The 15,427-nt window shown below is 42.3% G+C and carries 14 protein-coding genes; all 14 read right to left on the bottom strand.

Annotation, left to right across the window (positions count from 1 at the left end):
- Window positions 1-15: 15 nt before the first annotated feature.
- Window positions 16-1,056 (bottom strand): L-threonine 3-dehydrogenase, encoded by a 1,041-nt coding sequence (tdh, locus tag AC0VYJ_RS10200; protein WP_475367293.1) that lies wholly within the window; start codon window positions 1,054-1,056, stop codon window positions 16-18.
- Between the two features lie 187 nt (window positions 1,057-1,243).
- On the bottom strand, window positions 1,244-2,110 hold the full coding sequence (locus AC0VYJ_RS10195) for a 2-oxoacid:ferredoxin oxidoreductase subunit beta (protein WP_194221462.1): 867 nt from the start codon (window positions 2,108-2,110) through the stop codon (window positions 1,244-1,246).
- Window positions 2,097-3,848 (bottom strand): 2-oxoacid:acceptor oxidoreductase subunit alpha, encoded by a 1,752-nt coding sequence (locus tag AC0VYJ_RS10190; RefSeq protein WP_475367292.1) that lies wholly within the window; start codon window positions 3,846-3,848, stop codon window positions 2,097-2,099. The genes AC0VYJ_RS10195 and AC0VYJ_RS10190 overlap by 14 nt, the downstream gene beginning before the upstream one ends.
- Window positions 3,849-3,957: 109 nt before the next feature.
- Window positions 3,958-4,881, bottom strand: a complete 924-nt coding sequence (locus AC0VYJ_RS10185) for a dipeptidase (RefSeq protein ID WP_475367291.1) — start codon at window positions 4,879-4,881, stop codon at window positions 3,958-3,960.
- An 87-nt stretch (window positions 4,882-4,968) separates the two neighbouring features.
- On the bottom strand, window positions 4,969-5,229 hold the full coding sequence (gene spoVS, locus AC0VYJ_RS10180) for a stage V sporulation protein SpoVS (RefSeq protein ID WP_044391806.1): 261 nt from the start codon (window positions 5,227-5,229) through the stop codon (window positions 4,969-4,971).
- 99 nt (window positions 5,230-5,328) lie between these two features.
- Entirely contained in the window at window positions 5,329-6,123 is a 795-nt protein-coding gene (locus AC0VYJ_RS10175) for a TIGR00282 family metallophosphoesterase (protein ID WP_226612874.1), read from the bottom strand.
- Between the two features lie 105 nt (window positions 6,124-6,228).
- Window positions 6,229-7,791 (bottom strand): ribonuclease Y, encoded by a 1,563-nt coding sequence (gene rny / locus AC0VYJ_RS10170; RefSeq protein WP_194221458.1) that lies wholly within the window; start codon window positions 7,789-7,791, stop codon window positions 6,229-6,231.
- 380 nt (window positions 7,792-8,171) lie between these two features.
- Window positions 8,172-9,218: a recombinase RecA gene (recA, locus tag AC0VYJ_RS10165; protein WP_404682215.1), complete on the bottom strand. Its 1,047-nt coding sequence runs from the start codon at window positions 9,216-9,218 to the stop codon at window positions 8,172-8,174.
- A 192-nt stretch (window positions 9,219-9,410) separates the two neighbouring features.
- The gene (locus AC0VYJ_RS10160; protein ID WP_194221456.1) at window positions 9,411-10,979 is read right to left on the bottom strand and encodes a DEAD/DEAH box helicase; all 1,569 of its coding nucleotides are present in this window, start codon (window positions 10,977-10,979) and stop codon (window positions 9,411-9,413) included.
- Between the two features lie 11 nt (window positions 10,980-10,990).
- Window positions 10,991-12,220 (bottom strand): competence/damage-inducible protein A, encoded by a 1,230-nt coding sequence (locus AC0VYJ_RS10155; protein ID WP_430242597.1) that lies wholly within the window; start codon window positions 12,218-12,220, stop codon window positions 10,991-10,993.
- Between the two features lie 201 nt (window positions 12,221-12,421).
- Entirely contained in the window at window positions 12,422-13,000 is a 579-nt protein-coding gene (gene pgsA, locus AC0VYJ_RS10150) for a CDP-diacylglycerol--glycerol-3-phosphate 3-phosphatidyltransferase (RefSeq protein WP_194221455.1), read from the bottom strand.
- 212 nt (window positions 13,001-13,212) lie between these two features.
- Window positions 13,213-14,142, bottom strand: coding sequence for a helix-turn-helix domain-containing protein (locus AC0VYJ_RS10145; RefSeq protein ID WP_430242600.1), 930 nt, complete (start codon window positions 14,140-14,142; stop codon window positions 13,213-13,215).
- Between the two features lie 17 nt (window positions 14,143-14,159).
- Window positions 14,160-14,942: a YmfK family protein gene (locus tag AC0VYJ_RS10140; protein WP_194221453.1), complete on the bottom strand. Its 783-nt coding sequence runs from the start codon at window positions 14,940-14,942 to the stop codon at window positions 14,160-14,162.
- A gap of 166 nt (window positions 14,943-15,108) precedes the next feature.
- Window positions 15,109-15,360, bottom strand: coding sequence for a DUF3243 domain-containing protein (locus AC0VYJ_RS10135; RefSeq protein ID WP_194221452.1), 252 nt, complete (start codon window positions 15,358-15,360; stop codon window positions 15,109-15,111).
- Window positions 15,361-15,427: the final 67 nt, after the last annotated feature.

The following is a 15,427-nucleotide window of genomic DNA, read 5'->3' as shown; positions in this document are numbered from 1 at the left end:
GGCTCAATTTGAGCCTTATGGATGTAATACTACCTTACCACATTTACCCTCGATCATTAATTCGAAGCCTTTTTCAAAGTCTTCAAGCGGGAAGTGATGCGTAATCATTGGCTCCACATCTACCTGACCTGACTGCAATAATCCAGAAACCTGGCGCCATGTTTCAAACATTTTTCTTCCAGTAATTCCTTGAACGGTAATCCCTTTGAAAACAATGTCATTTGTCACATCAATTTCAACTGGTCGCACCGGTAAACTTAGAATAGAAACGCGGCCACCGTTTGTCACCATTTTGAAGCCCTGGTTCATTGCAATCGGATGTCCTGACATCTCGCATACAACGTCAACGCCATGGCCATGTGTTAGCTCCTTCACAACTTGAAGAGGATCTTCATTCCGTGAATTAATGACGGTTGTTGCACCCATCTCTTTCGCAAGATCAAGACGATAGTCATTTAGATCAAGTGCAATGACCTGTGATGCGCCAGCTGCTTTCGCTACACCTACAGCCATAATACCGATTGGCCCACAGCCAATGATCGCTACGGTCTTTCCTGCTACATCTCCAGCGAGTACAGTATGTACTGCGTTCCCCATTGGCTCTTGAACAGAAGCGACATCGAATGAAAGAGACTCAGGATTTTTCCATATGTTTTGTGATGGAAGAGCCACATATTCCGCAAAACAGCCGTCCGTATCAACACCGATGATTTTCGTATTTTCGCAAATATGAAACTTCCCTGTTAAACATTGTGGACATTGATTGCAGACAATATGAGTTTCAGCTGAAACATGATCTCCAACCTCAAGGTTAGTTACGTTCTTTCCTTTTTCTACAACCACTCCAGCAAATTCATGACCGAAAACATATGGAGGGTTTACGCGGCTCTGAGACCATTCATCCCACGTATAAATATGTACATCTGTTCCGCAAATCGATGTTGCTTTTACTTGAATTAATACTTCATTATCATTAATTAGTGGAATATCAACGGTTTGTAGCTGAGCACCCTTTGCACGTTCATGCTTTACAATCGCCTTCATTTTTCCTTCCACAGCGTACACCTCACTTTTTCAAAACATTCTCTAATCACTGTTATCACAACTATACTATCATTTATTATTTATCACGTAAAGGTGAACCGTCCTCCACACGCGGACAGTTATAGTTTTATTTATGGAATGGGATAACGACAAAATCCCCATAAAAAAACCCTTCTACACAGAAGGGTTCATGTTAGTATTACATAAATTCAGCCATTAATTCCGAGAACTTCTCCTCTGGAAGCGATAGCTCCTGCTTCGATAAGGCATCTGCACTATATCCTCTTACGGACTCTTGATAAGAAGGACGATTAGGGTTGTGATATATAAGACCTTTTACCAATCCGTCGTGTTCCATTAATGTTTGCATCGCCATCATTCGATTTTTCGGATCATATCCTTCGATATCATTCAAGCTAATGAGGTTCTGTTTAAACCAGTCATACGTATTTACTTTGTTAAACGTAACGCACGGGCTAAACACATTAATTAAAGAGAAGCCTTTATGTTGAATTCCTTGCTCTATGATCGCTACAAGGTCCTTTAAATCTGTTGAAAAGCTTTGGGCCACAAAGCCACAGCCGCTTGAGAGCGCAAGTTCCATAATCGATAAAGACGACTCAATGGAACCTGTAGGCGTACTTTTTGTTTTAAAGCCTTCTGCACTCGTTGGAGAGGTCTGTCCTTTCGTTAGACCATAAATTTGATTGTCCATCACGATATAGGTAATATCAATATTTCGTCGCATCGCATGAATCGTATGCCCCATACCGATTGCGAAGCCGTCCCCATCTCCGCCTGATGCAATAACCGTTAATTCTCGGTTTGCCATCTTCACGCCCTGTGCAATAGGAAGGGACCTGCCATGTATCCCATGAAAGCCATACGCGTTAATATACCCACTTATACGACCAGAGCAACCAATGCCGGAAATTACAGCAAGATCATCTGGTTCAAGACCTACATTTGCTGCCGCGCGCTGAATGGCCGCTTGAACCGAGAAATCTCCACAGCCAGGACACCAGTTAGGTTTTACCTGATTCCGAAAATCTTTAAATGTGGCCATTCGCTAACATCTCCTTGCATTGTTGGTGGATGTCTCCAGGTAGAAATGGATTTCCATCGTATTTCAATAGACTTTCAATTTTCTCCCCATAACCTACATTCATTTTTACGAGACTTGCAAGCTGACCAGTCGCATTGTGTTCAATGACAATCACTTTCTTCGCAGCCTGTAACATTGGCCTAAGCTCATCTGCAGGGAAAGGATGGACAAGTCGGATTTGCGCGTGGTTTACTTTTAATCCATCTGCTTCAAGTCTTGGCATTACTTCTTCAATACTTCCTCTCGTCGAATTAAAACCAATCAGAAGCACATCTGGCTCTTCATGCTGCTCCACTTTAAAAATAGGCTGTGGAAATGATAAATTGCTGATTTTACGAAGCCTCTTCTCCATTTGATCTTTTCGATTCTGCGGAACCTCAGATGGCTTTCCTGTCTCATCATGTTCTACTCCTGTGACATGAAAAATACCATTTTTCGTTCCAGGAATCACGCGATTAGATATCCCATCATCAGTAACTTCAAAGCGTTTAAAATATGATTTATCTTCTCGCTCAGCGATTGCGTCATCATTTAACTTCCCTCGACGAATCTTGATTTTATTGTAATCGAGCGGTTCAACACTTTGTTTTCCTAATGATAATTGAAGATCAGATAGTAGAATGACCGGACACTGATATTCCTCAGCAAGATTGAATGCTTCAATCGCATCATAAAATGCTTCTTCAACGGTACTTGGTGCAATCACTATCTTAGGAATCTCTCCATGTGTGCCGTAAATCATCGCCAGTAAATCAGACTGTTCTTGTTTAGTAGGAAGTCCCGTACTCGGTCCCCCACGCTGCGTATCAACGATCACAAGAGGCGTTTCAGTAATACCAGATAAGCCTATAGCCTCCATCATAAGGGATAAACCTGGCCCTGCAGATGCGGTTAACGTTCGAACGCCTGCGTAATTTGAGCCAATGGCCATCGTTGCAGCCGCAATTTCATCTTCCGTCTGCACGACCGTCCCACCAAACTCTGGCAGCTTCTTAATTAAGTATTCCATGATTTCTGATGCTGGCGTAATTGGGTATGCAGCCATTAACCTTGCCCCTCCCGCCAGGGCACCAAGCGCGATCGCATCATTTCCAATCATGAACATACGGTGCTTTCCATCCGCTTTCTTTAACGAAAGCGTTTGAACACGATTACCCGAGGATTCATTGTAAGCATCAGCGCCACGCTGAATCGCCTCCATGTTATTGTTCACAACTTTTTCGCCTTTACGGCCAAATATCTCTTCCACGACAGCTTGATACGTCGCAGTATCAATTCCTAACGCCGCGCTTGTTGCGCCAATTGCCACCATATTCTTCATCAGTGATGTCCCTAGTTCAGTTGCGATTTCAGTAAAGGGAATGATCACGAGCGTCGCCTGACATTTCTCAGGCTTCACTGGCTTGAATTTGGCATCACCGATAATAATTCCTTTACTATGAAGCTCATGAGCATTCACATCAATTGTTTCCTGATCAAACGCAATAAGCATGTCAAGGTCATCTGAGACCGCTCGAACTTCTTTCGTACTAACACGGATCTTATTATTCGTATGCCCGCCTTTGATACGGGACGAGAAATGCCGGTAACCATACAAGTAGTAGCCAAGTCGATTTAATGCGATCGCAAATATTTCTCCTGTACTATCTATTCCTTCACCCTGCTGTCCTCCAACTTTCCACGAAAGTTGTTCGATCATAACGTCCCACCCTTTCTAATCTAGTACCTGAAACCGCTTGCTTATATTACTAGTTCGAAATAGGATGATAATTCCCTGCTCACGAAGCTCACAATTACTAAATTCTTACTTACTCAGGCATTCTAGCCATAAAGTTTTCACCTAAAAACCCATTTACTTGGTCATCATTGTAATAGCGATGTAGCTCCTCAATAAGTCGAGGATAGTCGCTGTAGCATGTTAAATCTTTCGGAACTTGATCAATTCCATCAAAATCTGAGCCAAGTCCAATATTCTCCGCGCCACCGAGGCTACAGATGTGTTCAATATGATGGATAATATCAGAAACACTTGCATTCCGGTCATTTCGTAGAAACTTAGGCACAAACGTCACGCCGATCAAGGAATTCTTTTCAATTAGCGCCGATAACTGTTGATTATCCAAGTTTCTTGGATGGGTGCAAATGGCTTTGGCATTCGAGTGAGAAGCGATGACGTAGCGCCCTTGCTCTAACACATCCCAAAATGCTCGTACTGAAAGATGCGAAACATCCGTCCACACTCGATGCTGGTTATGTAAATCGACAACGCTTCTTCCAAAATCAGTTAACCCTGCGCCCCTTGATTCAAGAATACCGTCTGCCGTTGCATTCCCATAATTCCACGTTAATCCAACCGATCGCACACCAAGTCGAATGAGCGTTTTAAGCCTTGTTGCTTCACTCCCTATTGCATCTACGCCTTCTAACGTGAGCATCGCTCCTATTTTCCCATCAGGAAGCTGCTCTGCCTCTTTTTTGGAATAAACCGCAACAACATCCTCATATGGCTTGATAACCTTTTCGTGGAAAATCTCAACCATTTCAAGGGCACAATCAAATTTAGCGGAAGCCGGCACGCTTTCTGGAACATAGATCGCACAAAGCTGTAGCTTTGCTCCTGCCCTTCTCATTTGCTCAAGGTTTGTATGGAGTCCTTCCCCATTTTCAAAAGAAAGCGATGGATTCAACCACATTTTACATAATACGTCACAGTGTGCATCTACTATATTCATTAAGATCCCCCTTCATTCTTCTGCGTTTCAAATTAAAGTATAAAAAACCTGTTTGTAAAAACAAACAGGTTTTTCTGACGGAATGATTTAGCGAGGCTCTACAATGAGCTTAATTGCGGTACGCTCTTCACCATCAATTAAAATATCGGTGAAAGCAGGGATACAAATGAGGTCAACGCCACTAGGTGCTACAAACCCTCTTGCGATGGCTACTGCTTTAACAGCTTGATTTAATGCACCTGCTCCAATCGCTTGAATCTCGGCATTACCGCGTTCCCTAAGGACGCCCGCAAGTGCACCAGCTACAGAATTAGGATTGGATTTTGCTGAAACTTTTAATATATCCATTATAGCCCCTCCTTAATTTGATCATCCATTACCACTCTAGACTATATTCCTTGTAAGAAGCTTGTATTCCTGCTGTTTCCGTCATCTTTTCAAAACGTTTTAATCATAGAATGGATGGTCGTCATTGATCGCAATCCGTTGAATCTTTGTTGCCTTACCAGTTTTTGGATCTAGTGTTAAAAAGACCCCACTAAGTTGTTCCCGACCTTTTGTTACTTCAAACCTTACAGGCATTGTCGTAAGGAACTTCTTAATTACCGCTTCACGCTCCATACCAAGAATACCATCGTAAGGACCTGTCATTCCTGCATCTGTCATATAAGCCGTTCCACCTGGCAAGATGCGCTCATCAGCTGTTTGAACGTGAGTATGTGTTCCCACGACTGCCGTCACTCTGCCATCAAGATACCAGCCCATCGCCTGTTTTTCACTCGTTGTTTCTGCATGAAAATCAACAAAAATGACCGGTGTTCTCTCTCTCATCTCTTCAATCAGTTCATCCGCTTTACGGAACGGATCATCCATCGCAGGAAGAAACGTTCTTCCCTGCAAGTTAATGACACCTACTTCAACACCATTAATGTTCACAATCGTTGAACCGTTTCCTGGCGTTCCTTCTGGGAAGTTAGCAGGTCTGACGAGTTTAGGAGCACGATCGATAAATTCAAAAATTTCACGGTTGTCCCATGTATGATTACCCATCGTAATGACTTGAGCGCCTGACTCAAGAAAGCCACGGTAGATCTTCTCTGTAATGCCGCGACCACTTGCCGCATTCTCGCCATTCACAATCGTAAAAGTAGGTTTGTATTTTTTCTTTAAGCGAGGTAAATAAGTAGAAATCATATTGCGTCCGGGAGAGCCAACAACGTCTCCAATAAAAAGTATATTCATTATAATGCTCCAATCTCTTAGTTCATTCTTTATCAGTTTATCAAAAGAAAGTATGATTCGTAAGTTTTAGGTGAAATTAAATAAAGCGATGCACGCGGCATCGCTTTATTTTGCATACTCAACTGCCCTTGTTTCACGAATGACCGTGACCTTAATGTGCCCAGGGTAGTCCAGTTCATTTTCAATTTTCTTCGTAATTTCTCGTGCGAGACGATATGATGAAACGTCATCAACAAGATCAGGCTTAACCATGATCCTGATTTCTCGGCCAGCTTGAATCGCGAATGATTTCTCAACGCCTTCAAACGACTCTGAAATTTCCTCAAGTTTCTCAAGACGGCGAATATACGTCTCAAGTGTTTCACGACGCGCTCCCGGACGTGCAGCTGACAATGCATCGGCTGCTGCCACAAGCGTTGAAATTACTGATGTTGCTTCCGTATCACCATGGTGAGATGCGATTGCATTAATAACAACCGGATGCTCTTTATACTTCGTCGCAAGCTCAACGCCAATTTCAACGTGGCTACCTTCGACTTCGTGGTCAATCGCTTTACCAAGGTCATGAAGGAGACCAGCGCGACGTGCTAACTGTACGTCTTCTCCAAGCTCTGCGGCCATAAGACCCGTTAGATAAGCAACTTCCATGGAATGCTTCAAGACATTCTGTCCATAACTTGTACGGAATTTCAAACGGCCCAGGATCTTAATGAGATCCGGGTGGAGTCCGTGAACTCCAATTTCAAATGTGGATTGTTCTCCAACTTCGCGAATGTATTCATCCACTTCCCTGCGTGATTTCTCAACCATTTCTTCAATTCGTGCAGGGTGAATTCTTCCATCCTGTACGAGCTTATCCAGGGCATTACGAGCAATTTCTCTTCGTATCGGATCAAAACCGGACAGAATAACTGCCTCAGGTGTATCATCGATAATCAAGTCAATTCCCGTTAACGTTTCAAGAGTTCGAATGTTTCGGCCTTCACGACCGATGATTCGACCTTTCATCTCATCATTAGGCAGGTTTACAACGGAAACCGTTGTTTCTGCAACATGATCCGCTGCACAGCGCTGAATCGCAAGCGAAAGTACTTCTCTCGCTTTCTTATCAGCTTCTTCTTTCGCATAGTTCTCGCGCTCTTTCACCATCTGCGCCAGCTCATGCTCAAGCTCCTGCTCACTTTCACGGAAGATGATTTGCTTCGCTTCTTCCCTTGTTAAACCAGAAATTCGCTGAAGCTCGTGTTGTTGCTCTTGAAGCAACTCCTCCACTTTGCCTTCCATCTCTTCAATTTGCCGTTGTTTTTTGGTGAGAGAGTCCTCTCTTCTTTCGAGGGAATCCTCTTTTTTGTCAAGAGTCTCACTTTTGCGATCAAGGACCTCTTCTTTTTGTACCAAACGATTCTCTTGTTTTTGTAACTCATTTCTGCGTTCACGAATTTCACGCTCAGCTTCAACACGAAGATTATGATTCTCGTCCTTCGCTTCAAGCATAGCTTCCTTCTTCAAAGCTTCAGCGTCGTTTTTACCTTCTTTGATAATCCGTTGCGCTTCCATTTCTGCACTGGAGATTTTCGCTTCAGCAATCGTTTTGCGAACAAGAAATCCAACAACTGCTCCGACGACTGCAGAGACCAGCATAGTGGAGATGATGATCACTATATCCATCGAACTCACCTCCTCCTGCTATCAACTTGTTGGTTTGCTGTCATGTTAATTCTTAGTACCACTTGCAAAATTTCAATCCAGCACATTTCATCTGTTAAGAATAAAGTATAATTCTACTAGAAAATTATAATTATACAATTAATATTGTATCTTTCAGAGTAAAGGTTGTCAAGAGAGCACATCAGGGCAAAATCCCTTCAAATTACTCATTATTGCTCTTTTTTTCGCCTTGAACTCTTAGTGAAATTGCCTTGATTGAGCGGTCATTCACTGCCTGATCATGGAAATTCAGCTCTCTATGTCAGTACAACGTTTCGTATCGACAGACTATGTAAGTAGATAAAAAGCCGGCCATTATGACCGACTTTCTATCAAGCGTCTTATTCTTCTTCAGGTAGAAGCGTATCTTTACCTGCAGCTGATTCATCTAGCTGCTTATCTGCATCAAGATTGTGATGAGCGCGAATACGCCCTTCAATTTCAGCTTCCATTGCTGGGTTTTCTTTCAAGAATTGCTTTGCATTTTCACGGCCCTGTCCAAGACGTTCGCCTTCGAAAGAGAACCATGCGCCGCTCTTCTGAACAATTTCAAGGTTTGAACCAATGTCAAGGATCTCACCTTGCTTAGAAATCCCTTCTCCGTACATAATGTCAACTTCTGCTTGTTTAAACGGCGGAGCGACCTTGTTCTTGACAACTTTAATACGCGTTTTGTTACCGACCATGTCGTTACCCTGCTTCAGCGTTTCAGCACGACGAACTTCTAATCGAACAGATGAATAGAACTTCAGCGCACGTCCGCCTGGAGTTGTTTCTGGGTTCCCGAACATAACCCCAACTTTTTCGCGAATCTGGTTAATAAAGACCGCGGTAGTTTTGGATTTATTAATCGCACCTGAAAGCTTACGAAGCGCTTGAGACATTAGACGCGCCTGCAAACCAACGTGTGCATCTCCCATTTCACCTTCGATTTCTGCCTTTGGTACAAGAGCAGCTACGGAGTCAACTACAACCATATCAACTGCACCGCTTCGTACGAGAGCTTCAGCAATTTCTAGGGCTTGTTCTCCTGTATCAGGTTGAGAAAGTAGCAGCTCATCGATGTTAACACCAAGCTTTTCTGCATAAACCGGATCCAGAGCGTGCTCAGCATCAATAAAAGCAGCCTGGCCACCGTTACGCTGTACTTCTGCGATAGCGTGAAGGGCAACTGTTGTTTTACCAGAAGATTCCGGGCCGTATACTTCGATAACACGACCTCTTGGATAACCGCCCACACCAAGAGCAATATCAAGAGCCAGTGAACCAGTTGATACTGTAGAGACTCTTTGCTCAGCTTGTTCGCCGAGTTTCATGATTGAACCTTTACCGAATTGTTTTTCTATTTGTCTAAGTGCCATATCTAAGGCAGCTTTACGATCACTCACGAATGAATTCCTCCTCGTTATTAAACTATCACTATCATATCTCTTTTTAGGTGATTTGCCAATAGAAAACCGAACATTTATTCGTCTTTTTTTATTTTCTACCCTATTGACTTTTCACGTCCCGATTATTATAACTTGATAAAAAAAGAAAGAAGAACGATCAGCCCCGGTAGTGAAGCTGATCGTTCTATTTTATACTCTGCTTTTTTGTGGTTTAGCTGGTTCAAGGTGGATTGATTTACCATCAATACCGCCAGCTCGAAGCGCTTCATAGACGAATGGTGCAACGTCTTCGTGCACTTCAAAGAATGAGAATTTCTCAAAAATATCAATGCGGCCAACAGACTCTGTATCAACGCCAGCCATCACAGAAAGCTCACTTAAAAGTTTCTTTGGATGAAGATCAATATTACGTCCTACATTTAAGAAGAAACGAACCATTCCATTCTGACCGCCTGTTTCACCAAAGTTATATTCGGAAGGAGTCGTGTTCTGCTTCTGCTGAATGGCGTTTTCAAGGAAAGCTTGAACAAGATCTTCTGCGTTATATTTAGCTAAAAGAAGCTCGGTTGTTTCACGAGCAGTCGAATCAGACTTTTGCTTTTTCAACTGCTTTTCAACAGATTTTACAATGTTATCAAGATCAACCGTTTCATCCTGAAGCGGCTCAGCAGATAGGTTCAATTTGATTTTTGATTCAATGGATTGAAGGAAACGCATGTCTTTAGGCGTTACGAGCGTTAACGCAATTCCTTTGTTCCCAGCGCGACCTGTACGTCCAATACGGTGAACATAGCGTTCTGGGTCCTCAGGTATATCATAGTTGATCACGTGACTAACGTGAGCAACGTCAATTCCACGAGCTGCGATATCTGTTGCAACAAGGAAATTCACTTGAGATTTTCTAAAGAGATTCATTACCTTCGAACGCTGCTGTTGCGTTAAATCTCCGTGAAGTTCTTCTGCTCGATAGCCACGCTTTTTCAATGACTCTGTTACTTGAGCTGCCCCTTTTTTTGTTTTGGTAAAAATAATGCCGAGGCGAATGTCTTCACTTTCGATGACGCGACAAAGCGTATCGAATTTATCACTTTCAAATGTTCTGTAATAAACCTGCTCTACCGTATCCGCTGTTATATCTCCTTTAGAAACGGAAATCGTAAGTGGATTCTTCAAATATTTGCTGGAGAGCTTACGGATTGGTGCAGGAATTGTAGCTGAGAATAAGAGCGACTGGCGATTAGCCGGCAGCTGCTTGAAAATAAGTTCAATATCATCAATAAAGCCCATATCAAGCATTTCATCTGCTTCATCTAAAATAGCTGTATGAACGTTATCTGTGCGAAGTGTTTTACGTTTCAAGTGATCGAGCATGCGTCCTGGTGTTCCTACAACTATGTTAACGCCTCTCTTTAATGCACGGATTTGATGATAGATTGGCTCCCCACCGTAAACGGCAAGAACATTTAACCCTTTGTATTTAGAAAGCTTCTGAAGCTCAGTCGCAACCTGCATAGCAAGCTCACGTGTTGGTGTGAGAATGATGGCTTCAGGTCCTCCGATTTTTTTCACTTTTTCAATAACAGGAATACCAAAAGCAGCTGTTTTTCCTGTACCGGTCTGTGCCTGACCGATCATATCTCTACCTTCTAAAATTGGTTCAAGTGCTTTCTCCTGAATCGGGGTCGCTTCTTTGAAACCAAGTTCGAGCACAGCTTTTCTAACTTCATTTGACAATGCAAAGTCTTCAAAATTCTTCATACGTACGTTATTCACCTTTCTAACTTCAATAATGTATTCAATCCATGATTCACAGTGCGTTTACGGATGGCATGACGGTTCCCTGCAAGATTGAGGGCGACCACTTTCTCACCAGATGGTGCTGCAACACCAATAAACACTGTTCCAGGTTCTTTCCCTTCACTAGGATCTGGACCTGCAACACCTGTGAAACTGATGCCGACATCGGTTTTATATCTCTCTTTTACGCTTCTAGCGAGTTCAATTGCACATTGTTCGCTTACGGCACCGTATGCTTCTAGTGTCTCATTTGATACGCCGATCTCGCGCTTTACTTCGTTAGAGTAACACACAACCCCACCATAGAAAAGTGATGACGCTCCAGGGAGATCCGTTATTTCCTGACTAAACATACCGCCTGTAAGGCTTTCTGCTGTTGATATAGACCAATCACGGTCGCTAAGAAGTGAGAAGACTTCTTTTGCGAGTGTTGTCTCTCCATAGCCATATAAATAGGAGCCTACACGTGCATCAATTAATTTTTCTGTTTCATCAATTAACTTATCCGCTTCTTGTTTAGTGTCGGCTTTAGCTGTCAATCGAAGCGTAACTTCCCATTCCCCAGCTAGCGGGGCAATCGTCGGGTTCGTTTGCTGATCAATCAGATCTTCTAGCTCTGCTTCAAGCCTTGACTCTCCAATGCCAAAGAATCGAAGCACGCGGGATACAATCGTATCACCTTGCTTCAACTGACCAAGTAAATAGGGTTCAGCATAGTTCGTGAACATTGGATAGAGCTCTTTAGGTGGTCCTGGAAAAAGCATATATGTGTGGTTGTTAGCCGTAACAGCCATACCCGGGGCCATACCATTGTCGTTACGAAGTACTGTAGCTCCGTCTAACACGAGCGCTTGCTTGCGATTATTCTCTGACATGGGAGCTCCCGTTTTTTTATAGTAATCCTGGATGTTTTCCATTGCTTCTTCGTTATAGACTAATTTTTTATTTAAAGTACTAGCAATCGTCTCTTTCGTTAGATCATCTTTAGTAGGTCCAAGGCCACCTGTGAAAATCAACAAATCAGAGCGAGACTCTGCAACTTCAATAACTTGTTTTAATCGTTCACTGTTATCACCGACGGCTGTATGGTAAAAAACATTGATACCAAGATCAGCCAAACGAGTTGAGATGAATTTTGCATTTGTGTTGGCGATTTGTCCAAGTAGTAACTCTGAACCGATTCCAATAATTTCTGCATTCATTTTGTAACCATCCCTTCTATCCGAAGCAAGGTGTTTCCTTGTTTCCATAGCTCATAATTTCTCTACACCTATTATACATTGGTTTACCTTTAACGTATAAGGAAGCGCCTTGAAAACAATGGGAAATTTACCTATTCGATCGCTTATTCGCTTATTAAAGAGGTTTCAAAAGGGAACAGATTAATCTGTTCCCCTAGGGTGTTAACGTGATTTAAGTAGTACCTGACGATTTTTAGAAAAGTAATCCCACCCAGAATAAACTGTAATAATAAGTGCTGCCCATAGCGAAATCGTTGCAAAAGGAAAACCAATCGCTTCGAATGGCACATTTTCAATTAACAAAGCAATGATCGCGATAATTTGGATCCATGTTTTTAACTTACCAAGGTTGCTTGCCGCTAGTACTTCTCCTTCTGAAGAAGCAACTAGCCTAAGCCCTGTGACGGCAAATTCACGACTAAGAATAACGACAACAATCCATGCTGGCGCAGCACCGAGCTCAACAAGCGAGACAAAGGCTGACGTAACGAGCAGTTTATCAGCCAGAGGATCCAGGAATTTCCCAAGATTCGTGACAAGGTTATGCTTTCTAGCTATGTAGCCGTCAATCCAATCGGTTACTGAGGCGAAAATAAAGATCGCTGTAGCAACTAAATGGGAATTTAGCAAGACAGCTCCCGCTATTTCTGTTTCACCAAGCGGTAAGGGCGCTAGAAGAAAAATTAGAAATACAGGAATTAAAAAAATGCGTGATACTGTAATTTTATTAGGCAAATTCAAGTGTGTTCCTCCTAAATGTCATTTAACCTATCAGATCATGTGATAAGTTGTAGCCATTGGCTTCATCAGTTTTCATTAGCTGTAAGATGCGTACCAATTCCCCTCACTAAATCGTATTCTATTCTAACACTGTTTCTTTCATGCAGAAAGGAAAACTTCACCATTACCAATCGTAAGAAAAGGAGTCATCTAATCAAGATGACTCCTTTAACTTACTCGGCTTTTTTGAAATTGAACGTCACATTTTGAACAACAGGTTCTTTTGGAATCTTAATCTTTTCCCCGTTTACAAACACAGCGACATTTGGCGAACTCCCTAAACGAAGTGTTGCTGAAGCTTCACTTGATAAGTCTTCCGTCACGTCTTTCCCTTTGGCAAGACTTTCATATACGTACTTCTTATCACTAGCGCCAGTTAGAGCGACCCAACTACTGCCTGATGCTTCTAACTTCACTTCAAACTTCTCTGCATTCGTAATCTCATACGTAGAACGATCAGCGCTGCTGTCTACCTTCTTAATTTCCATTTCAGGGGCAGGCTCTTCTTCAGGTTCTTCAGCAGGCTCTTCTTTTTCCTTTTCTTCATCTTCTTTCGGTTCCTCTTCAGGTTTCTCAGAAGATGCATCGTTTTCAGAGTCGCTCACTTCATCTGAATCAGGTGCACTGCCGCTGTTCTCATCGCTAGAAATTTGTTCCTCCGCCTGGTTTGTTGTAGCATTCTGGTTTGTCGTTTGATCACCGCTTTGGACGACATACCAGATCAATGCTGCCACGCCTACTATCAACAAAATGACAAGTATAGACGGAAATACGGAAGACCATTTGGAAGAAGCTGATGAAGATTTGCTTGGCTGAGATGGCCTTCTCATTTTCCTTGGTGGTAAACTCTCCGGCACATCTGCACTTGCTTTAGGGATCTCTGAAGCATATTCCTCAAGAAATTCCTCTCCGTTAAAGCCAACTGCTTCCGCATAGTTTTTAATAAATGCACGCGTATAAAAATTACCTGGAAGCAGTTCGTAATTTCCTTCTTCAATCGCATGAAGATAGCGTTTCTGAATCTTTGTAATGGACTGAATTTCCTCGATTGATAATCCCTTATCGCTTCGAGCCTCTTTCAGACGTTGACCTAGCTCTGTCAATGAAAAACACCTACCAATTAGTTAAAGTCTAAGCTTGAAAATCCAGAAGATTGATTTTCAATTACCTGATATGTAATTTCTTGTTCCGGATCGTCTCGCAATTCAATTATATAATCAAAATCGTTCATCGTATACTCTGTTTCTTGAACAAATATATCAGGATGCTCGACAACCTTTGTTGCTGGGAGCCTCATAATATCACGAAGCACCTGCCAATGCCGTTCAGATGCTCGTCTCGCAGATACAATCCCATCAATTAAAAAGATATGATCACTGTTAAGTTCATCGTCAGCGACTTGCGTTCGAACCGTTTGTTTCAACATCGTTGAAGATAAAAACACCCAACGCTTGTTCGCACAAACACTTGAAGCAACGATCGACTCAGTTTTGCCAACACGCGGCATCCCTCTTATTCCAACAAGCTTATGACCATCTTGTTTAAAAATTTCTGCTAGAAAATCAACAAGTAGTCCAAGCTCGTCTCGAATAAAACGAAACGTTTTCTTGTCATCCGCATCACGCTGTATGTACCTACCATGCCGAACAGCAAGACGATCTCGCAATTTCGGTTCTCGCATCTTTGTTACAGTAATATTGTCCATTGTATTTAAAATAGATTCCAAACGCTCAATTTGCTGAATTTCATCAACCAGAAGAAGCAAGCCTCTTCGCATATCATCGACACCATTAATCGTAATAATGTTAATGCCTAGCATTCCTAATAAGGACGCCACGTCTCCAAGAAGACCCGGTCTGTTTTTATGAATTTCATATTCAAGATACCATTCCTTCTTCTCCATATGCCAACTCCTTTAGCCACAAATTTCCTATGTTCCTTTAATCATAAATGATTTTCATAAAGGTTAAAAGAGATGAATCGGGATTTTATTTACTTTTCTTACATCATTTGTTCCATTTCATAGAAAAAGAAGGGTGTATAGACACCCTCCTTCTGTAAAAAGTCATTTATCTTTCGTTTTGAACGAGCTTAACCATCATATTTGCGATCGCATGCTGTTCTTCTTCGCTAGCTACATGCCATAAGTCAGCAAGAAGCTGTTCTTGATCATTTTTCGCTTTTACTCCATCAGCAAGGTATCCGCCGATCTGGTAAGCAACATCTGAGACAACTTCATGAGAAAGTCCTTGCTGTTCGCCTTGATTTAAGCGATCGTGCAAGAACCCTTTCCACGATTCAAAATTATCTAGTACAGACATCTATATCCCTCCTTTATCAAGTCATCACCTATATGTTGTCTCGAAGGAAAGGACATTATGCATCGTT

This window comes from Anaerobacillus sp. 63XJN7_5_ISO-PGPR-S23-430, from assembly GCF_056173695.1.
This window is presented reverse-complemented; position numbering and strand designations above follow the sequence as displayed.

Bases quoted from the DNA above. Each gene is read 5' to 3' on its own strand.
- AC0VYJ_RS10135 (WP_194221452.1), bottom strand. From the start codon at position 15,360: ATGTCTGTACTAGATAATTTTGAATCGTGGAAAGGGTTCTTGCACGAT.
- AC0VYJ_RS10140 (WP_194221453.1), bottom strand. From the start codon at position 14,942: ATGGAGAAGAAGGAATGGTATCTTGAATATGAAATTCATAAAAACAGA.
- spoVS (WP_044391806.1), bottom strand. From the start codon at position 5,229: ATGGATATATTAAAAGTTTCAGCAAAATCCAATCCTAATTCTGTAGCT.
- AC0VYJ_RS10160 (WP_194221456.1), bottom strand. From the start codon at position 10,979: ATGAAGAATTTTGAAGACTTTGCATTGTCAAATGAAGTTAGAAAAGCT.
- AC0VYJ_RS10185 (WP_475367291.1), bottom strand. From the start codon at position 4,881: ATGAATATAGTAGATGCACACTGTGACGTATTATGTAAAATGTGGTTG.
- AC0VYJ_RS10195 (WP_194221462.1), bottom strand. From the start codon at position 2,110: ATGGCCACATTTAAAGATTTTCGGAATCAGGTAAAACCTAACTGGTGT.
- AC0VYJ_RS10155 (WP_430242597.1), bottom strand. From the start codon at position 12,220: ATGAATGCAGAAATTATTGGAATCGGTTCAGAGTTACTACTTGGACAA.
- AC0VYJ_RS10190 (WP_475367292.1), bottom strand. From the start codon at position 3,848: ATGATCGAACAACTTTCGTGGAAAGTTGGAGGACAGCAGGGTGAAGGA.
- rny (WP_194221458.1), bottom strand. From the start codon at position 7,791: ATGGATATAGTGATCATCATCTCCACTATGCTGGTCTCTGCAGTCGTC.
- AC0VYJ_RS10175 (WP_226612874.1), bottom strand. From the start codon at position 6,123: ATGAATATACTTTTTATTGGAGACGTTGTTGGCTCTCCCGGACGCAAT.